The organism is Flavobacterium psychrophilum, from assembly GCA_001708385.1.
GTDB lineage: Bacteria > Bacteroidota > Bacteroidia > Flavobacteriales > Flavobacteriaceae > Flavobacterium > Flavobacterium psychrophilum_A.
The window spans coordinates 3613709-3633464 of sequence record CP012388.1; the positions used below are offsets into that span (position 1 = coordinate 3613709).

Annotated in this window: 17 protein-coding genes and 1 pseudogene; 10 read left to right on the plus strand and 8 right to left on the minus strand. The window is 40.2% G+C overall.

The annotated features are described in order from the left end of the window. Window positions 1-145 precede the first annotated feature (145 nt). Window positions 146-892 carry a hypothetical protein gene (locus ALW18_15915; GenBank protein ID AOE53860.1) on the plus strand — a complete coding sequence of 249 codons (747 nt, stop codon included), beginning with the start codon at window positions 146-148 and terminating at the stop codon, window positions 890-892. A 141-nt stretch (window positions 893-1033) separates the two neighbouring features. Here the strand turns inward: ALW18_15915 and ALW18_15920 are convergent. Next, window positions 1034-3784: pseudogene (locus ALW18_15920) on the minus strand (hypothetical protein). 524 nt (window positions 3785-4308) lie between these two features. Here ALW18_15920 and ALW18_15925 point away from each other — a divergent pair. Further along, window positions 4309-4740, plus strand: a complete 432-nt coding sequence (locus ALW18_15925; protein AOE53861.1) for a hypothetical protein — start codon at window positions 4309-4311, stop codon at window positions 4738-4740. Between the two features lie 52 nt (window positions 4741-4792). On the opposite strand, the gene ALW18_15930 is transcribed toward ALW18_15925, so the two are convergent. Continuing rightward, on the minus strand, window positions 4793-5428 hold the full coding sequence (locus tag ALW18_15930) for a transcriptional regulator (protein ID AOE53862.1): 636 nt from the start codon (window positions 5426-5428) through the stop codon (window positions 4793-4795). Window positions 5429-5499: 71 nt separating this feature from the next. Between ALW18_15930 and ALW18_15935 the strand changes: the two genes are divergently transcribed. Both ALW18_15935 and ALW18_15940 read left to right on the plus strand, forming a co-directional pair. Continuing rightward, window positions 5500-6111 carry a superoxide dismutase gene (locus tag ALW18_15935; GenBank protein AOE53863.1) on the plus strand — a complete coding sequence of 204 codons (612 nt, stop codon included), beginning with the start codon at window positions 5500-5502 and terminating at the stop codon, window positions 6109-6111. Between the two features lie 11 nt (window positions 6112-6122). Beyond that, window positions 6123-6647, plus strand: a complete 525-nt coding sequence (locus ALW18_15940; GenBank protein ID AOE53864.1) for an NADPH-dependent FMN reductase — start codon at window positions 6123-6125, stop codon at window positions 6645-6647. A 70-nt stretch (window positions 6648-6717) separates the two neighbouring features. Here ALW18_15940 and ALW18_15945 read toward each other — a convergent pair whose 3' ends face one another. The 6 genes from ALW18_15945 to ALW18_15970 form a co-directional block, all read right to left on the minus strand. Next, complete coding sequence (locus ALW18_15945; GenBank protein ID AOE53865.1) at window positions 6718-7824, minus strand: peptidylprolyl isomerase; 1107 nt, start codon at window positions 7822-7824, stop codon at window positions 6718-6720. A gap of 19 nt (window positions 7825-7843) precedes the next feature. Then, entirely contained in the window at window positions 7844-8404 is a 561-nt protein-coding gene (locus ALW18_15950) for a gliding motility protein GldI (protein AOE53866.1), read from the minus strand. Between the two features lie 4 nt (window positions 8405-8408). Beyond that, window positions 8409-9422: an exopolyphosphatase gene (locus ALW18_15955; protein ID AOE53867.1), complete on the minus strand. Its 1014-nt coding sequence runs from the start codon at window positions 9420-9422 to the stop codon at window positions 8409-8411. 43 nt (window positions 9423-9465) lie between these two features. After that, window positions 9466-10140, minus strand: a complete 675-nt coding sequence (locus tag ALW18_15960; protein AOE53868.1) for a hypothetical protein — start codon at window positions 10138-10140, stop codon at window positions 9466-9468. Between the two features lie 66 nt (window positions 10141-10206). After that, a complete protein-coding gene (locus ALW18_15965; protein ID AOE53869.1) occupies window positions 10207-10986 on the minus strand; it encodes a hypothetical protein in 780 nt (259 codons plus the stop codon). Further along, on the minus strand, window positions 10983-11168 hold the full coding sequence (locus ALW18_15970) for a hypothetical protein (GenBank protein ID AOE53870.1): 186 nt from the start codon (window positions 11166-11168) through the stop codon (window positions 10983-10985). The genes ALW18_15965 and ALW18_15970 overlap by 4 nt, the downstream gene beginning before the upstream one ends. An 88-nt stretch (window positions 11169-11256) precedes the next feature. Between ALW18_15970 and guaA the strand changes: the two genes are divergently transcribed. From guaA to ALW18_16000, 6 genes are all read left to right on the plus strand, one after another. Then, window positions 11257-12786: a GMP synthase gene (gene guaA, locus ALW18_15975; GenBank protein ID AOE53871.1), complete on the plus strand. Its 1530-nt coding sequence runs from the start codon at window positions 11257-11259 to the stop codon at window positions 12784-12786. Between the two features lie 286 nt (window positions 12787-13072). After that, complete coding sequence (locus tag ALW18_15980; protein AOE53872.1) at window positions 13073-13465, plus strand: hypothetical protein; 393 nt, start codon at window positions 13073-13075, stop codon at window positions 13463-13465. A gap of 143 nt (window positions 13466-13608) precedes the next feature. Further along, the gene (locus ALW18_15985; protein ID AOE53873.1) at window positions 13609-15555 is read left to right on the plus strand and encodes a hypothetical protein; all 1947 of its coding nucleotides are present in this window, start codon (window positions 13609-13611) and stop codon (window positions 15553-15555) included. Window positions 15556-15624: 69 nt separating this feature from the next. Continuing rightward, entirely contained in the window at window positions 15625-15855 is a 231-nt protein-coding gene (locus ALW18_15990; protein AOE53874.1) for a hypothetical protein, read from the plus strand. A gap of 282 nt (window positions 15856-16137) precedes the next feature. Beyond that, window positions 16138-17754, plus strand: a complete 1617-nt coding sequence (locus ALW18_15995) for a CTP synthetase (protein AOE53875.1) — start codon at window positions 16138-16140, stop codon at window positions 17752-17754. 49 nt (window positions 17755-17803) lie between these two features. After that, window positions 17804-19702 (plus strand): hypothetical protein, encoded by a 1899-nt coding sequence (locus tag ALW18_16000; protein AOE53876.1) that lies wholly within the window; start codon window positions 17804-17806, stop codon window positions 19700-19702. The last annotated feature ends 54 nt before the right edge of the window (window positions 19703-19756 follow it).

Sequence of the window (19756 nt, forward strand, 5' to 3'; positions counted from 1 at the left end):
AGAATAGAAGATTTTGAGTCTTCCCCTACTTTGGTGGGGTGTCCGCAGGGCGGGATGGTTAACTTAAGAAAGTGAACAGTTTAATTTGTGTTAATTAGTGTAATTCGCGGCTAAAACCTTAAATCATTCTTTGTAACTTTAAAACATGCAGCAATCTATCCCAATTAAAAAAAGAACCTTTCTTGATGCCCAGTGGCGCAAGCTGGTCATGATAAATTATGCGGTTGACCCTCAACTGCTAAAACCCTACATCCCGTTTGAAACCGAACTTGACCTTTGGAACGATACATGCTATGTAAGCCTTATTGGATTTATGTTTGTAGATACTAAAATGATGAGGTTACGGATTCCGTTTCATGTTAATTTCGAGGAGATTAACCTTCGTTTTTATGTGAAATACAAAGAGACCGAAGAATACAAAAGGGGAGTGGTGTTTATTAAGGAGATCGTCCACAAGCCATCGCTTACACTGGTTGCCAACCTGCTATACAATGAGAATTACGAAACCCTGAAAACGCGTCACTCATGGATTGAAGGCCATGACGACTTAACCGTAGAATATGGCTGGAAGAAAAAAGGGCAATGGCACACAATTAAGACTGTTACAGATAAAATTCCTGTTGATATTAAACCTGATAGTGAAGAAGAATTTATTACCGAACACTTCTGGGGCTATACAAAAATAACCGATTCTGTTACATCTGAATATGAAGTTGCACATCCGAGATGGCAAATCTATCCGGTTAGGGGTTACGAAGTGAATGTCGATTTTCAAACCACATACGGGTCCGATTTTGCTTTTTTGCAGGACGCGAAACCGGTATCGGTTTACCTGGCTGAAGGATCTGATATTATAGTGAAACAGGGAAGGAAAATTAAGGTGAAGAAGTAGGATTAATACAGATTGTGAATACTGCTTGTTTTGTGAGATTGCCACGCTCCGTTGCACTTCGCTCGCAATGACAGAAAAAAAGGCTCCCATTGCAATGGGAGCCTTTCTCAACTAAATAAGGAACTATAAATCGTTATTTATTTATTTATTTATGATCAGCTTGTGGATTTCTGAAGCGTTATCAGAAACGATCTGCATTACATAAGTACCTCCGGCAAAGCCGTTCATACCTATTTCTACATTCATTGTGCTGGTTGTCATTTGTTTTACCAGTTTACCAGTTGCAATTTCATAGATAGAAATGTTAGTATTGGCGTTATGGTTATTTGCAAGGTCTAACATAAACACTCCGTTAGAAGGGTTAGGATATACCATGCTTTTTGCAATTGCAAAATCTCCAGTGCTTGCTGTGCTACATACTTCCTGAGCTTCAAAAGCACCAATATCTCTTCTACCGTTAAATACAGCCATACCGTTTTGGTCATTGAAGTTATCATCAGGAGAACCCATATCTGCCGCAATGCTTGGGCAGCCTAACGTATGTACCGGAGTACCGTCTTCAACCTCTGCTAATGCATTTAATGAAACGAGGATAGGGGCTAGAGTGCTTCCTATAATATCATCATCTGTAGCTACAAACACATCGGCATCTACAAATGCAACAAGGTTAAAGCCGTTTGACGTAAATGAACCGTCTGCACCTAAAAGGTTAGCACCTGAGAGCGCGGTATTACTCGAAATAAGTGTGTTTTTCAGGTTAACTGTGTTAGTGCCTTCGTTAGAGATACCACCACCATTAATTGCTGAAGTATTTAATGCAATTGTATTTGCATTGATTGTAAGTGTGCTGTTGTTATAGATACCACCACCGTTGGTCAGCGAAGAGTTACCTGAAACCGTACTTGTAAGCATAGTAGTTGTCCCTCCGTTAAGGTGAAGTCCTCCACCGCGGCCTAATAGGCCTGATGCAGTATTTAATGATAGGGTAGAAGCCGCTACGTTTAATGTACCGCCTGTATTATAGATACCTCCACCACCGTCTGTCGCAGCAAGTCCTGTAGCTGTATTAGCTGCAATATGTACCCTTTCGATATCCATGATACCTGTACCAATCCATAGTCCGCCACCTTGTACAGCGGTGTTTCCGCTTACAATACTGTTGGTAATATTTACATTACCATTAGCAGTCATGTGTACCGCACCACCATAACCCGGAGTGTTACCTGCATTGTTACCTGTAAATGTTACATTGTCTATAGTTACAAATCCGGTATCACGGCCGTTGTCTTCAATAGCACCACCTGCACGAACCGAAGTATTTGCTGTGAACGTAGTATTCTCAATAGTTACTTTACCGCCAACATCATTTAATAAGCCGCCACCGCTTCCGGCAGCTCCTGTAGCTGTATTACCCGATATAACAACATCACCCGAAAGGTTAAGTGTTCCGCTAAGGTTGTAGATTCCTCCACCTCCCTGGTCTGCACCTGCGCCTGCCGCAGTATTATCTGCAATAACAGTTCCGCTGATTGTCATAGTACCTGATCCGTTCCATAAACCACCACCTTCAGCTCCGGCTTCGTTATCGCTAACTGTACCACCTGTAATAGTTACCATACCTGCACCTGTTACGTGAAGGCCGCCCCCATTACCTGGAGAAGTATTTGTTGTATTTCCATCAAGAGTAACATCTGTAAGCTTTACAAAACCATTAGCACCACCATTATCTTCGATGCCACCACCTGCACGGTTTGAGACATTTGCTGTAATCGATGCACCGTTGATAGTTACTTTGCCACCCACATCGTTAAGGATACCTCCACCGCTGCCTGCAGCGCCATCTGCAGTATTGCCTGTAATTTCTGTTTCGGCATCAATAGTAACAGTTCCGCTAAGATTGTAGATTCCTCCACCGCCCTGATCGGCAAGGTCGCCGCTTGCGGTATTGTTTGCAATTGCGGTACCTTCGATAGTCATAGTCCCGGAACCATTCCATAAACCGCCACCTTCTGCACCTGCTTCGTTACCGCTAACAGTACCTCCGGTAATTTCCACTACACCTGCGCCGGTAACGTGAAGTCCGCCGCCGTTACCCGGGTTTGTGTTCGTAGTATTTTCGTCGAGAGTAACATTAATAAGCGTTACAAAACCTGTAGCACCAGCGTTATCTTCTATACCACCACCTGCACGATTCGATATATTGCCTCTAATAAGAGCTCCATTAACTGTAAGTTTTCCACCTACATCGTTAAGGATACCGCCACCGCTACCTGAAGTTCCTGTAGCGTTATTATTTGTAATAGTAGTTTCAGCAAGTACATTTAATGTTCCGCTTTGGTTATAAATACCTCCACCACCTTGGTCTGCAGCTGCGCCACTCGCTGTATTTTCTGTAATAAGTGTACCTGTAATGGCCATAGTACCTGACCCATTCCATAAACCGCCGCCTTCAGAAGCTGCCGTGTTATTGCGGACAATACCACCATTAATAGTAGCATTGCTTGCGCCTGTAATATGAAGTCCACCACCATTACCAGGTGCAGCACCTGTAGTATTGCCTTCAAGTGTAGTTCCTTCAATTGTTACAGTTACAGCAGTAGCTGCATTCACCTCGATACCGCCACCTGCTCTTGTTGCAGAGTTTTCGGAAATTGTAGATCCGTTTACGTTTAATGTACCGCCCGTACTAACATGGATACCGCCGCCGCTGCCCGCTGCGCCATTAGCAGTGTTATTGCTAACTGTAGATACATTTAGCGTAAGCGTACCGTTAGCAAGGAAAATACCTCCACCGCCATTTGTAGCCGCAATACCAGTTGCAGTATTGTTGGAAATGGTAGAATTGTTAATCATTACAGTAGCACCTGATGCAGAAATGGCTCCGCCATTATCCAATGCAAAGCCATTTCTAAGTGTTACGCCATTAATAGTAACATCGCCGCTTGTAATGTTGAAAATCCTTGTCGTGCCGCCGCCACTAAAAGTAGTGTTAGCTGCGCCATTACCATTAATAATAATGTTTTTGTTAATGGTAACCTCGCTTAAAAGCGTAATCGTCGTTCCGTCCAGCGACGCATCAAAAAGAATAGCGCCATCGGCCGCAACGTCCAGCACGGCCTGCCTGAATGACCCTGCCCCGGCGTCGTTTGAGTTTGTTACAGTAACTTGTGCATTCGCCGAAAAGGCAAACAAAAACAATCCCGCAACCATCAATAGATAAGTAAATGTTTTTTTCATAGTAAAAAAATTGGTGTTAATTGTACATATCTAAGCTACGATGAAAAACTCTTAAAGGTTTTTTAATACATTAGTTAAATAAATCTTAATAAAATTATTTTTTAACGCGATCGCCTGTGGTTATTAGCATAATACAAAAAGACGTATCTTTGCTTTAACAAAAATTTATACTACTCTCTATGAAAATAAATTTAAAATTTGGTGTTGGCGAACTGCTTTTCGGCATGGCGGAGAAAGATGTGAAAGCAATTTTAGGCGAGCCAAGCAGGCAGTTTCAGGATGACGATAAAAATGTTATCTATGTTTATAACGATAAAAAGTTACGCCTTACCTTTTACCAAGATGAAGATTTCAGGTTGGGATATCTAATTATATCTAATCCTGCTTCTGAGCTTTTCGGATCTAAAGTTATTGGCGAAAGCTGGCCGGTTATAGAGGCTGCTGCCAAAGCAAACGGACTTAAAGATTTTGAAAAAGAAACATTTGATACGATAGATAACCAGTTCAACGAAAGTAACTGGATTATTTTTCAGACAGAATTTAATGAGGTTATCAAAATCGAGATGGGAGCTATCATTAATAAAGATGATGAGTTCGACTGGAAATTCTAATCTTAGTAGGTTATAAATAAAAAGAGGCTAATTGCCTCTTTTTGTTTTTATTCTATTTGATTTTGGGAGTGATTTTATAAGCGCATCTTCGGGCACCTGCCAGAATATGATCTATCCTTTCAATTACAGTATCTTCGCCAAGCACAGCCTGAAATGTGTTTAATTCTGCCTTGCAAAATCCAACGCAGGCCGCAGCAGCTGCACAGATGGGGCAGTGGTTCTCTAAAAGCATAAAGCCTTCTTCTTCTATAGCATAGTCTGCCATATAGCCTTCGCTGTCGCGTATAGCTACCAATATTTTTATCTTTTCTTCAATATTTGTAATTCCGGCTACAGCTGCTAGATATTTATTTTTAGCATCTATTCCGTTCGCTTCAATAACAGCATTCAGTGCATCTTCTCCTAAAAACTCACGTGTTTTTTCAATAAGTTTTACGGTAAGGTCGGCATGGGTATCGGGAAAGCGGGAGTTACCTAATGGTGTCAGCGCCCATACCTGCTGTGGACGGCCACGTCCTTTAGATACTGTAGTTGCTACAACCAAACCTTCTCCTGCAAGTTTTAGTAACTGAAAACGGGCACCTTCTGTAGTAACATTCATCGCAGCAGCAAGAGATATCAGGGTAGAAGGCCCCTTGGTTTTTAGTATCAGGATAGCGCGTTCATTATCGGGAAATTTTATTTGCATAATAAACAAAGTAAATATTTGGTTTATTATGCAAATGTAGTAATTTTGACCTGACATAAAAAAATAATATTATGATATATACTTTGCCAAAACTGCAGTATGCTTACGATGCGCTTGAGCCTTACATAGATGCAAAAACAATGGAGATTCATCACTCTAAACATCATCAGGCGTATGTAGATAACCTGAACAAGGCTATTGCTGAATTAGATATAGAAGACACAACACTGGAATATTTATTTAAACAGGCATCGGCCCTGCCGCCGGTAATACGAAATAATGGAGGCGGGCATTACAATCACAGCCTTTTCTGGAAGCTTATTACTCCGGGCGGAAATACCAATCCTGTTGGAAATCTTGCCAGTGCTATAAACGAAACTTTCGGATCGTTTACTAACTTTACCGAACAATTCACTGCGGCTTCAATGGGTAGGTTTGGTTCTGGTTGGGTTTGGCTATACCTGAATGAAGAAGGCGAGCTGGCAATTGGCACGACACCAAATCAGGATAATCCGCTAATGCTGCATACAACTATTAAAGGGCGCCCGGTATTGGCTCTCGATGTTTGGGAGCATGCTTATTACATTACGTATCAAAACAGGCGCGCTGACTATGTAAGCCAGTTTTGGAATATTATAAACTGGGATGTGGCTGAAGAGCTTTATAACGCTGCAAAGCAATAAATAAAATAGAGATGAAAGTATTACTATTTAACGGGGCAGGAGGAAGTGCTACTAGTACTGCTGGTACACTTACGGCTTTTCTAAGTGAAAAGATAGCTTCGCTTGGCGGGGAAGCTGTTGTATATTCTATTGATGATAATGATGTACCCTTGTTTAGTCCTTCTAAACAGCCGTCGGCGGCTTGTTACGAAATGGTAGATATCTTTACTCAGGCTGATGCACATATCTGGCTTACACCTTTATATCATGGAGGTATGACGGGTGCCATGAAAAATTGCCTGGACTGGCTGGAGCTGAGTGCTAAAAGTGAGAAACCCTATTTAACCGATAAAAAAGTCGGACTTGTTTGCTGGGCGGCTGGTGCCCAGGCAATGCAGGGTATTAATAATATGGATGCTGTTGCAAAGGCTTTACGAGGATGGACATTACCTTACAGCCTTCCTGTTATGCATAGTTCTTTGTTTACGCAGGAGAGAAAAGTATCGGAGGAGTATCAGCATAAATTTGACCTGTTGCTGAGTATGCTTTTAAAGTAGAATTAATTCTCATCATAAAAAAAGGGATTCCAAATTTTTGGAATCCCTTTTTGATTACTATATTTTCAGATTATTTTCCTGCCGGGGCAGTATCTGTCATTTCAAGTTCGAATATCAGGTTTGCGTTTGGCCCGATACCTGCACGTGGTGCGCCTCTTTCTCCGTAACCAAGGTGGCCAGGGATAAAGATAATAGCTTTGTCACCAAGGCCCATTTGCTCAATACCTTCAATAAAGCCCGGTATCATGCCTGTTTTTGTCCCTGCTGTAAAAGGAATCGGCGTGTAAAAACCAGCGGCATCTTTTTGAGGAATATAGTTGCCAAAAGCTTTTGCTACCGACACAATGCTTGAGTCAAACATTGTAGCAGTTCCGTTGTCAAGGAAACCAGAGTAATCAAGGAAAACTTTAGTACCTGCAACCGGTTTTTTACCAGAGCCTTTTTTAACGATAAAATATTGTAATCCGCTTGAAGTTTTAGGTGCATTCTTTTTAATATCTGCAAAGTAAGCTACTTTTTCAGCTTTGGTTTTAGCCAGTGCTTCGTTTGCCAGTTTTTGTTCGGCAGCAGCTTTTTGGTTGTGCTCTTTAAAAATTTTAGGCGCATCAAACTTTTTAGCGTCTTTACCTATACGTATAATTTTGATTGATTTAATCTCGTCGTTCTGCTCAATTGAGTTTACAACATCAATACCTTCTACAGTGTGTCCAAACACAGTGTGCATACCGTCAAGGTGCGGCGTCGGTACGTGTGTAATAAAGAACTGACTTCCGTTAGTACCTTTTCCTGCATTAGCCATAGAAAGGATACCCGGTTTGTCATGTTTAAGTTCAGGATCAAACTCATCGGCAAATTTGTAGCCCGGTCCGCCGGATCCATCGCCTTTAGGGTCTCCGCCCTGAATCATGAAATCTTTAATAACACGGTGCCATTTAAGTCCGTCATAAAAAGGTTTCCCTTTGTACTCCGGGCTAACCAGTTCGTTTTTGCCTTCGGCAAGCGAAATAAAGTTAGCTACAGTTAGCGGTGTTTTCTGGTACTCAAGTTGTACCACGATTTTACCTTTATTGGTTTCGATTTCTGCATAAATTCCATCGCCCAGTTTTACCGGTGGTGCAGTAGGGGTTGTGTTACATGAATAAAACAAAGCCACAAGGCTAAGGAAAAAACTTGTCATTGGTTTCATTTATATTTAATTAATTCTCTTTTATCTGGCTTTCCGGTTTAATATCGGTAAGCGTAACGGTGCATATAAGCGGCTGGTTAGTGCCAATTCTCTTGTTGTCGCCATGATAGCCAAAGCCCATGTGCGACGGGAACAGGAATGTTACCTTTTCGCCTTCATTCATAAGTTTGATGCCATCGCGAAGACCCATCATAATATTTTCTTTGTCAACGTGGTATACTTGTGGGCGAAGTTCTGTTTCGCTGTAGATAAGGTTACCTTTTATATCTTTGACCTCATAGTCAAAATAAGCAACATCGCCACGCTTCGGCCTGATACTATCAGTGGCGTTTTCTATCTCGTAGTGATACCAGTATCCTTTGTCAGATGCTATGTATTTAATATGAGGATTGCTCTTGATGATAGAGTCTATCTGCGATTCTTCGTTAGCTACAAGCTTTTTATTCCTCTTGATGGACTCTTTCATAAAAGTACCCGAACTGTGGGATAAAGGCCTTCTTGCCTGCTGTTGCGAGCAGGAGGTAAGCAGTATCCCTAAAAGGAAAATCGTTAGTACATATACCTTCTTCATTGTATCAGTCAATTTTTGTGTGCGCTAAAGTAGCAATAAATTTTTGTATGGTAGCTTCTAAACTTAAAGTAGAACGTCCACCGGCAGCATTTATGTGTCCACCGCCGCTAAAATGCTCACGGGCATACTGGTTAACATCAAAATCGCCTTTAGAGCGGAATGATATTTTTATAATGCCTTCGTCTTTATTTTCTGTAAAGAAAGCAGTGAAAACAATATCTTTCATGCCAAGCCCGTAATTTACAATACCCTCTGTGTCGCCTTTGCTATGCCCAAAGCTGTTTAGTTCTTCCTGGCTTAGCGTGGTGTATGAGGTTTTGTAGGCAGGCAATACTTTCATGTTCTGCAAAGCCCTTGCCAAAATTAAAATCCTGTTGTGCGAATGGTTATCAAACAGCAGGCTGTGTATAGTAGTATTGTCTATTCCTTTGTCTATAAACTCCGCAACAACCCTGTGTGTAGTACCTGTGGTTGATGGGTAACGAAAAGACCCTGAGTCGGTCACGATGCCTGTATAAAGACAAGTAGCGATAGTTTTATCAATAAGGTTGCCTTCGCCTAATCCGTTAATAAAATGATATATCATTTCGCAGGTAGAACCATACGAAGTGTCTGAAAATGTATAAATAGCATAGTCACCCGGTTTTTGGTGATGGTCTATCATTATAAAAGGTGCGGTAAGTTCCTTCAGTACGGCTTCCATCTGGTCGCCGGTACGGCTAAGTACATTAAAGTCAAGTGTAAAAATAAGCTCGGCATCCTTAAGTATTTTCGTAACGTGGTCTACTTCCTTTTCAAAAACCTTTACCGTTTCAGAAGACGGTAGCCAGGCAAGAAAATCGGGAAACTCGTTAGGAACAATAACTACAGGCTCATGGCCTTTAAGTTTAAGGTAATGGTATAGCCCCAGAGTAGATCCCATAGCATCGCCATCTGGGTTTCGGTGGGGTATTATAGCAATTCTTTTTGGAGAGGCCAGCAACTGCTTTACGCCATCAATATCTTCAGGTTTCATCATTTTGCGAATTTACATCTTTTTATTGTATAGCCAATTATAGTTTTTAGAGCTTAAAACTCTCAAATAAACGGCTCACATCAAAGTAGAATCCTTTAATGTCGTATGAGTTTTCGGCAAGGCTAAGGTAGTCATAACGATGTTCTATAAGTTCCTGTTCGCCGCCAAAACGGTAGCCCATTATGTCGAGGATCTCATATTCGTTTGTGGTAGAAATAACATAAAAGCTGTTTTCTTTGGTAGTGCCGTCTCCGGTGCTAAGTATAGCATCAATAATTATGGAGGCCTGTGTTTCTTCGGCACGGGCTTCGGCAAGTTTGCCAAGCTGCTTAAATGCAAAAATGCGAAACTCTTTTATGCGTATGCTAAACGGATAGTCTTTAAGCACCTTGGTAGAAACCTTAAGCAGTTTCTCCATAGTCTTACCATCTGTTTTTTGGCTCTGAAGGATCTCATTAAGATCTCCCTGAGAATCGGACATACTATAAGGAGCATAATTTTTCTGAAAAGAATAACCGTAATACAAATGCCTTTTTTCTTCAATGGTCATTGTGCTGTCGGCTTTGTTGTAGCGGTTTAAAAGGGTAGTAAAATAATAAGGGGACTTTTTATCCCCAACATTTTTTTCGATCTGTTTGTAATCCGGTTTAGAAAAATCTTCTGCCTGGCAAAAAGCCCCTGCGGAGCATAGCAGGAACAGAAGTGAAAAAAAATGCTTCATTAAATATTGAATTAGGAAACATAAAGGTATATAAAAAACCTAATTCTAAAACTTCGTGGTGTTAAATTAATCGCCGCAGCCACCACCACAACCACTACATCCGCTACCACTGCATCCGCTGTCGCTATGATTGGATGAACATCCGCTGTCCCACCAGTTGCTTGTATTTGCCGACAAGAATGCCGCGACGCGATCAGCAAGTTGTTGGGTGCCTTCATTTTTTTTCTTGTTGTTTGTTGAAATTGCACGTGAAAGGATGAGTAGTGCGATAACGATGCCCAGAAAGATAATACTTGTAATTCCGGTGCTAATAGAGATGGCCGGGATGGTTATGGCTATTATTATCATCGATACCGTCTGGACACTTACTTTAGGTACAACCCAATTGTCGTTTAGATTAATTCGTTGGAAATTAATATCGGAAAACCGTTTTTTGTTATCGTGCCAAATGTCGGCGGGTGGCGCAGTACCGAATTTTTCAAGGTAAATTTCCTGAAGGCCAGTATACAGATTGTTGAATTTTTCCTGCTCTTCTTTGCCGCCTTTGGTGGGGTTGTGGTGGATTTCCTTTTCGAGGGTGTTTTTGCAAAGGTCGTTCCAGTACGAGTTGGTGTAAGTAAGATGCAGGTGCCACGCCTGGTCTACCGGATCGCTTGGTGTTATGGGAGTAGGAGAAGTACAGCATAAAAAGAGGAATTTTTTATACTCTTCTATAACCCGTAAAGTGTAGTTGATTGTCCAGCCGTTTTCGCGGGCAAGCCTTTTTGAAAATGTTAGCTGGTCGTCTTTTTGGTCAAGTTCAAAGCTGTTAAGCCTGCTTCGGAGTAATGTTTCATTCTGTGTCATTTTTGTTTTAAAGTTACTACAGACATCCCCGAAACAGGTAGTTTTTTATTCCATTTAAAACCCTGTTTGTTACAGATTTTTTTTGAAATATTTTCTCTGTTTATCATACTGAAGAAAATATTTTGGATTATCAGGATAAAGATTTTTATAAATATTCTATTGTTTGCGTTTGAAAATAACATTTTTAAAAAGCAATATGCTAAAAATCAAACAATCTAAAAATCTGTAAATCCTGTTTTTAAATTTCAATTATAAGCATTACTTTTGCGCATGCAACACAACGTACTTATTCTAGATTTCGGTTCGCAATACACTCAGCTTATTGCGAGAAGGGTTCGCGAGTTAAATATCTTCTGCGAAATTTTCCCTTACAACAACCCTCCGGTTGATTTATCATCTTATAAAGCGGTAATATTATCAGGAAGCCCATTTTCTGTAAGGGCCGAAGATGCTCCGCATCCAGACCTTTCGCAAATTCGTGGCAAGCTGCCTTTACTGGCTGTTTGTTATGGTGCACAGTACCTCGCGCATTTCCACGGAGGTGAGGTAGCGCCATCTAACATCCGTGAATACGGGCGTGCTAACCTTTCTTACATTAAAGAAGGCGAAGCTTTTCTTGAAGGTGTTTCGGCTAACAGCCAGGTATGGATGAGCCATAGTGATACCATCAAAAAACTGCCTACAGGCGGTGTAGTGCTTGCAAGTACTAAAGATGTGGAAAATGCAGCTTACAAAATTGAAGGTGAAACTACATATGCTATACAGTACCACCCTGAAGTTTACCACTCTACAGATGGTAAGCAAATGCTTGAGAACTTCCTTGTGAAAATTGCAGAAGTGCCTCAAAGCTTTACGCCAAACTCTTTCGTAGAGGATATCGTAGCAGAGCTTAAAGCAAAAATCGGAACTGACAAAGTAGTCCTTGGCCTTTCAGGAGGTGTTGATTCTACCGTAGCAGCGGTGCTTTTAAATAAAGCTATCGGTGAAAATCTTTACTGTATTTTTGTTAACAACGGATTACTTAGAAAGAACGAATTTGAAAGCGTTCTTCACCAATATAAAGATATGGGACTAAACGTTAAAGGTGTTGATGCATCTGACCGTTTCCTTTCTCAACTTGCAGGTATCGATGATCCTGAAACAAAACGTAAAACAATCGGACGTGTATTCATTGAAGTATTTGATGATGAGGCACACCTTTTAACAGATGTAAAATGGCTTGCTCAGGGTACAATTTACCCGGATGTAATTGAATCGGTTTCTGTAAAAGGGCCATCGGCTACAATTAAATCACACCACAATGTGGGTGGTCTTCCTGACTTTATGAAACTTCAGGTAGTAGAGCCGCTAAGAATGTTGTTTAAAGATGAAGTTAGAAGAGTAGGTGCGACTTTAGGTATCGACCCTGAGCTTCTTGGCCGTCACCCCTTCCCGGGTCCCGGACTTTCTATCAGGATTCTTGGAGATATTACTCCCGAGAAAGTGCGTATACTTCAGGAAGTTGATGCAGTTTTCATTAACGGACTTAAAGAACACGGACTTTACGATAAAGTTTGGCAGGCAGGAGCAATCCTTCTTCCGGTAAACAGTGTAGGTGTTATGGGTGATGAGCGTACTTACGAAAAAGTTGTTGCGCTTAGAGCTGTAGAATCTACAGATGGTATGACCGCAGATTGGGTTCACCTTCCTTACGAGTTCCTTATGAAGGTTTCTAATGAAATTATCAATAAAGTAAAAGGCGTTAACCGCGTGGTATACGATATTAGTTCTAAACCGCCGGCCACTATTGAGTGGGAATAGTCTTTATGCAATTTATATACAAATCCCTGCACTTCTTGTGCGGGGATTTTTGTTTTTAAGTATCACTTTGTACAGACGTTGCATTGCAACGTTTAACGTAATTTATCGACTGCTTCGCTGCTGAGAAGTTACTATGTGAAGTTTCTAGATTGTAATATTGTTTGAATTTAGGAGTGTATGGTATAAGTCTACGATATTACTGCGTATATTGTTTTTAACACTGATGGTTTCTTGGTTTAAATGTAAAATCACTATTTTTAGCATTCCAATTTAAGCCATTCAAACTATGAAGAAATTACTACTATTGCTTTTCGCACTGATTTTTTTCCAAAACGTTTCTGCGCAGGATGATAGCCCGGCAACCAATGCCGACGGTGAACCGATAGATCTTGATACTTATTTTATAGACCATAAAACATTAATGGGCGAACGGATTATTAATCTCTCAAAAAAATATATGGTAGACCCCGACGAGATCTATAAATATAATGAGGTTAAAACGGATAAATACGGTATAGCTCCCGGCCAGGTACTAAAGATTCCGTTGCATGAATCACATAAAAAAGACCTTGATAAATTTAAAGAAGAACTTATAAAGAAAAATGGTGGTAATCCTATTCAGGTGCCCGCTGTGCCACCTTTAAAGAAAAAACCGGCAGATGAAGAAGAAGAGGAGTAATCCTCTTTTTTTATTATTTAAAGGCGTAAAGTGCTTTTGGTATGCGTTTTGTATTTTTAACTGAAATTTATAAGATATTACTATAGTATAGTTATAGTAAAAGCTAAATTTGCATTTGTTAAATTGTTCTAAAAACCCTTACCATGAAGTATCTCGTAATTTTGTTTTTCTCATTGGCTATGCTATCAACACCTGCTTATGCTCAGGATTATAAGAAGCACAAGGTGGAAAAAGGTGAAACTGTAGCCAGTATTGCAAAGAAATATAAAATTACCCCGTACGATATTTACCGCCTTAATCCGGATGCTAAAAACGGTATTAAGGAAAACACAACATTACTTATTCCGGGAGCTTCTAAAGCACCACAAACCACACCGGTAAAAGAACAGCCTACTAAAATAGCAAACACGATCCACAAAGCGGAGCCGAAAGAAACGCTTTACAGCCTTGCAAAACAGTATAATGTTTCTGTAGATGATATTAAAAAAGCTAACGGCACCGCGCTTGATAATGGACTGCAAATTGGACAGGAAGTCATAATTCCTGTAAAAGGCAACAGCGGGGTAGCGGCTCAGGTAAAAGTGGTTAAAGAGGAAGAGAAAAAGAAAAACGCGCCATCGTATATGTTTCACGTTGTGGAAGCAGGCGAAACCAAATATTCTATCGCGAAACGTTACGGTATGTCGCTTCAGCTTTTGGAAGAACTTAACCCGGAAGTAAAAGATACGCTTCCGTTAGGCTACAAACTTAAGCTTGATAAAAATGCTATTGTTGAGAAAGAGGAAGCTGCTCCGGTAGCGCCGGTTTCTCAAAAAGGATATGTAGATTATACCGTAAAACCTAAGGAAACAATATATAGCATAACTAAAGAAAATAACCTTACCGAGGCTGAATTTTACGCTCTGAACCCTCAGGCAAAAGACGGACTTAAAGAAAATATGATTATAAAACTTCCTGGAGATGGTGGAATTGCCGTGCCTGCAACTGTATCAGGGATAACAAACAGACAGGTTTCAGGGCTTGCGTCTACGCTGAAAAAAGCGGGACAAAAAGAGCTGGCACTGGTGCTGCCTTTTAATATGTCGAGGATAGAATCGGATACTGTGAGGTCTAAGCTGTTGCGTAATGACAAATTCCTGAACATGACACTGGACTTTTATGCAGGTGCCTTAATGGCAATAGATTCTGCCAAAGTGCTGGGTCTTCCTTTAAAAGTTAAAATAGTAGATGCTAAAGAAACAAAATCATCATCAGATGTAAATGCAATTTCGGGCAGCCTTGTTGGAATGGATGCGGTTATCGGTCCGTTTTTCCCTAACAACGTAGAAGCACTGGCTTCGTTGCTTGCTTCTAAAGGTGTTCCGGTAATATCGCCACTATCTAAAGAAGAAAGTAAGCCATATACTAACCTGTTTCAGTCGGTTCCAACTACAGAGACCGTAAGAATGGCAATGCTTAATTACCTTAAAGCAAAGGGCGGTAATAATATTGCAGTTGTAGATGCTAAAAAGGCAAGTTCTAAACAATTTATAAAAGATAATTTAGCCGATGTGAAGTTTGCGCCGCTAAGTGCAGATGGTACAATTTCGGTAGAAGGGCTTAAGGCACTTTTAGTGAAAGGCAGGGTAAACTACGTTATACTTGAAGCTGAGAGAATAGGTATGGTGCTGGGTACTACAAGAACGCTTGTGGATATGCTTGGTGAATACCAGATACAGCTAGTGGTGCTTGAACGCTATGATACCTTTGACAGCGATGAGCTTCCGTTGAACAGGCTTACAAACCTTAAAATGTTATATCCGTCAGTAACTAATGACGCTGACAGGCCTCAGGTAGCCACTTTTGGAAGGTTATTTAAAGAGAAGAACGGCGCTATGCCAAACCAATATGCTATACGTGGTTTTGACCTTACTTTTGATACTATCCTTCGTCTTTTCCAGGAAGATGAACTAAAAGAAGTCATGGCGGAAAAAGCATCAGAACAGATAGAAAATAAATTTGCCTACACGGTGCAGGGCAATGGTAATTACAATACGGGAGTGTATATATTATACTACGACCAGGATTTAAGTACAAAACAAGCGCAGTAATCTGCTATTAATGATAAATATAAATCCTTCGCTATGGCGGAGGATTTTTTTTAAATACTATAATTTACTTTGGATCAGCAACAGGAATTTCTAATAAAACTGGCACATACTAAAATGCCCTTTGGTAAGTACGAAGGCAGGTACCTTATAGAACTGCCTGAGCATTATGTAGTGTGGTATCATAACAAAGGTTTTCCGGCAGGTCAACTTGGGCAGATGCTTCAGTTGGTTTATGAACTTAAACTAAATGGACTTGAAAATCTTATAAGGAATATTCAAAGGCAGTATCCTAAGAAATGATTTTAAATTGGCAACTTATTAATACGCCAATTTTAAGTTCTTGTATAGTAATTTTTGTATCGATCAATCGCTATAAAATGCAGACAGTTTGGCAGACTTGTTAATTATAGCATAATTATTGACTCTTAACAGAAAATGTATTCTGATATATCAGTGTAAGTAATTGTTATATTGAATAATTGATACATTAGTACATTGAGGTGCCGGGACATTGAACAATCAATTAATTTTTGTACTTTTGCCACGTTTTTTACTACAGCAACACAACAACATATTTTAAAAATGAATCAGACAAAGTATATTTTTGTTACAGGCGGTGTGTCTTCTTCTTTAGGAAAAGGAATTATAGCAGCATCACTGGCAAAACTATTGCAGGCAAGAGGTTACAGGACAACAATCCAGAAATTTGATCCCTACATTAACGTAGACCCGGGTACATTAAACCCATACGAGCACGGGGAGTGCTATGTCACTGACGATGGTGCCGAAACAGACCTTGACCTTGGCCACTATGAAAGATTCTTAAACGTACCTACTTCTCAGTCCAATAACGTTACTACAGGAAGGGTTTACCTATCTGTTATCGAGAAAGAGAGAAGAGGGGAGTTTTTAGGTAAAACTGTTCAGGTTGTGCCTCACATAACAAACGAAATTAAAGAACGCATGCAACACCTTGGTAACACAGGTGAGTATGATATTGTTATTACCGAAATTGGTGGTACTGTGGGCGATATTGAATCGTTACCATACATCGAGTCGGTAAGGCAATTGGTATGGGAGCTTGGTGAAAATAACGGTATCGTTATTCACCTTACACTTATTCCTTTCCTTGCAGCAGCGGGAGAGCTTAAAACCAAACCGACACAACACTCGGTTAAAACATTGATGGAAAGCGGAATTAAAGCTGATATCCTTGTTTGCCGTACAGAGCACGAACTATCGTCTGACCTTCGCCAGAAGCTTGCATTATTCTGTAATGTTAAGAGAGAAGCGGTTATTCAGTCTATAGATGCTTCTACAATTTACGAAGTACCTAACCTTATGCTGGAGGAGGGACTTGACAGAGTTACACTTAAAAAACTTGACTTACCGGAAAAAAACACACCGGATCTTAAGCAGTGGAACCAATTCCTATTCAGACTTAAAAACCCTAAGCATACTGTAAATATTGGTCTTGTTGGTAAATATGTAGAGCTTCAGGATTCTTATAAGTCAATCATCGAGGCGTTTATCCATGCAGGTTCGGCTAACGAAACCAAAGTAAACGTAATCAGTATTCATTCAGAATATATTGATGATGATAACTCTTCTGAAAAACTAAGCGGATTAGACGGTATCCTTGTTGCACCTGGTTTTGGTGGAAGGGGTATTGAAGGCAAAATTGAAACTGTGCGTTATGCAAGGGAGAACAATATACCATTCTTTGGTATTTGTCTTGGTATGCAAATGGCAGTTATTGAATATTCAAGAAACGTACTGGGCTGGAAAGATGCAAACTCAACAGAAATGAACGAGCACACACCACACCCGGTTATCAATATCATGGAAGAGCAGAAAACCATTACCGATAAAGGCGGAACAATGCGTCTTGGTGCATGGAAATGTTCTCTTACAGAAGGGTCGCTTGCAAGCAATATCTACAACGGTACTAAAGAAATTCAGGAGCGTCACCGCCACCGTTATGAGTTTAACAGTGCATACACTAAAGAACTTACAGGGGCAGGACTTAAAACAACAGGTGTTAACCCGGATACAGGCCTTGTCGAAATTATAGAGCTTGAAAACCACCCATTCTTTATCGGGGTACAGTACCACCCGGAATATAAAAGTACGGTAGCTAACCCTCACCCGCTTTTTGTAAGCTTTGTTCAGGCAGCGGTTAAGAAAAAAAGCGAGTAACAAAACAACACTTTGGGCAACTGAAGCATACGTGAAATAAATTTTTATAATGGAAGAAAAAAAGTTAGACTTAAAAACGCTGATAGGATTCGGTTTAATAACGCTGCTGTTATTATGGATGATCTTTAACCAGACTTCTGAGCGTGAAAATGCCGCTAGTGAAAAAGCGAAAAAAGAACAGATAGAAAAAGCGCAGCAAAAACAGATACCGGAACAAAATACGGCTGCTATAGCGCAGGATTCTACTGTTAACGACTCTATCAAAATTGCAAAACTTAACGGTTCGTTAGGTGCATTTGCTTACAGCGCAACACTTCCTTCTGCTAAAAATAATGTTACAGAGCTTAAAAGTAACCTGCTTACGCTTAGGATTTCTAACAAAGGCGGTTATATAGAAGAAGCTAACCTTAATGGCTTTGAGCAGTTTGCTAAAAATTCAAACAAGAGGGTAGAGCTTATTAAAAATAATAATGCAAGCCTTAACCTGCAGTTTAAAACTCAGGATAACCGTACGCTTAATACTAAAGATCTATATTTTGAACCGGTAAGAACTACAGAAGGTAAAAATGAAGTGCTTACAATGCGTCTTAAAGCGGGTGAAAATCAGTTTTTAGAGTACCGTTATGTACTTAAGCCCGAAGATTTCATGCTTGATTTCTCAATCCGTTCTCAGGGTCTTGCTCAGGTAGTAGACACTTCTAAACCAATGGATTTAGAGTGGATAATGAAAACCTACAGAAATGAGAAAAGTGTTTCTTACGAAAACAGGTATACTAAAGTAGTTTACGAACATGATGGTGGTAAAGACAGCAACCTTAGCGAAGGGTCTGACGATACAGAAACTGCAGAAAATGTAACTTACGTTGCATTCAAACAGCATTTCTTTACATCTATCCTTTTAACAGATACTCCGTTTAAAACGGCCGATTTTAAATCTGAAAACCTTGTAAAAGACGATAAGACCGATACGATCTTCACTAAAAAATTCACGGCAAAAATGCCTCTTGAATTTAAAGGCGGAGAGTTAAGCTATAACATGAACATGTATTATGGCCCGGCTGATTATAAAATACTAAATGATTACGACAAAAACCTTGACGAAATCATCCCGTTAGGATGGGGTATATTCGGATGGATTAACCGTTTTATATTTATTCCGGTATTTACATTCTTAAGTTCATTCCTTCCTTACGGTATTTCGATCATCATTTTTACGATATTAGTAAGGCTGGCTATGTCTCCGGTAACGTACAAATCATACCTGTCTCAGGCTAAAATGAAAGTACTTCGCCCTGAAATCCAGGAGCTGAACGAGAAGTTCAAAAAAGACCCAATGAAGAAACAGCAGGAAACAATGAAGCTGTACAATAGTGCGGGTGTAAACCCAATGGCGGGATGTCTTCCGGCACTAATGCAGATTCCGGTGTTCTATGCGCTATTCCAGTTCTTCCCGTCGTTCTTCGACTTAAGACAGAAAAGTTTCCTTTGGGCAGATGACCTTTCGTCATATGATGCTGTAATTCACCTTCCGTTCTACGTTCCGTTCTATGGTAACCACGTGAGCTTATTCCCAATCCTTGCTTCGGTAGCGATCTTCTTCTACATGAAGATGACAACAGGCGACCAGGCTATGTCTGCACCACCGCAGGAAGGTATGCCGGATATGAGCAAACTGATGAAAATCATGATTTACATCTCTCCGTTAATGATGCTTATATTCTTTAATAACTATGCATCAGGTTTGAGTTTGTATTACTTCATCTCTAACGTTATTACAATTGGTATCATGCTTGTAATTAAAAATTACATTGTGAAAGAAGACAGGATACATGCTAAGATCCAGGAGAATAAATCCAAACCTAAAAAACAAGGCCGTTTCCAACGCAAAATGCAGGAAATGATGGAGCAGGCTCAGGAACAGCAGAAGATTCAAAAAGGTAAAAAATAAGACTAAAGCATCTGCCCCGGCAGGTGCTTTTTTTAATTGGCTCAATTTTAGATA

Excerpts from the sequence above, each read along its gene's own strand:
- ALW18_15960 (AOE53868.1), bottom strand. The coding sequence starts at position 10,140 with ATGAAGCATTTTTTTTCACTTCTGTTCCTGCTATGCTCCGCAGGGGCT.
- ALW18_15945 (AOE53865.1), bottom strand. The coding sequence starts at position 7,824 with ATGACAAGTTTTTTCCTTAGCCTTGTGGCTTTGTTTTATTCATGTAAC.
- ALW18_15995 (AOE53875.1), top strand. The coding sequence starts at position 16,138 with ATGAATCAGACAAAGTATATTTTTGTTACAGGCGGTGTGTCTTCTTCT.
- ALW18_15930 (AOE53862.1), bottom strand. The coding sequence starts at position 5,428 with ATGCAAATAAAATTTCCCGATAATGAACGCGCTATCCTGATACTAAAA.
- ALW18_15935 (AOE53863.1), top strand. The coding sequence starts at position 5,500 with ATGATATATACTTTGCCAAAACTGCAGTATGCTTACGATGCGCTTGAG.
- ALW18_15965 (AOE53869.1), bottom strand. The coding sequence starts at position 10,986 with ATGACACAGAATGAAACATTACTCCGAAGCAGGCTTAACAGCTTTGAA.
- ALW18_15950 (AOE53866.1), bottom strand. The coding sequence starts at position 8,404 with ATGAAGAAGGTATATGTACTAACGATTTTCCTTTTAGGGATACTGCTT.
- ALW18_15940 (AOE53864.1), top strand. The coding sequence starts at position 6,123 with ATGAAAGTATTACTATTTAACGGGGCAGGAGGAAGTGCTACTAGTACT.
- ALW18_15970 (AOE53870.1), bottom strand. The coding sequence starts at position 11,168 with ATGTTATTTTCAAACGCAAACAATAGAATATTTATAAAAATCTTTATC.
- guaA (AOE53871.1), top strand. The coding sequence starts at position 11,257 with ATGCAACACAACGTACTTATTCTAGATTTCGGTTCGCAATACACTCAG.
- ALW18_15980 (AOE53872.1), top strand. The coding sequence starts at position 13,073 with ATGAAGAAATTACTACTATTGCTTTTCGCACTGATTTTTTTCCAAAAC.
- ALW18_15985 (AOE53873.1), top strand. The coding sequence starts at position 13,609 with ATGAAGTATCTCGTAATTTTGTTTTTCTCATTGGCTATGCTATCAACA.
- ALW18_15925 (AOE53861.1), top strand. The coding sequence starts at position 4,309 with ATGAAAATAAATTTAAAATTTGGTGTTGGCGAACTGCTTTTCGGCATG.
- ALW18_15955 (AOE53867.1), bottom strand. The coding sequence starts at position 9,422 with ATGATGAAACCTGAAGATATTGATGGCGTAAAGCAGTTGCTGGCCTCT.
- ALW18_16000 (AOE53876.1), top strand. The coding sequence starts at position 17,804 with ATGGAAGAAAAAAAGTTAGACTTAAAAACGCTGATAGGATTCGGTTTA.
- ALW18_15915 (AOE53860.1), top strand. The coding sequence starts at position 146 with ATGCAGCAATCTATCCCAATTAAAAAAAGAACCTTTCTTGATGCCCAG.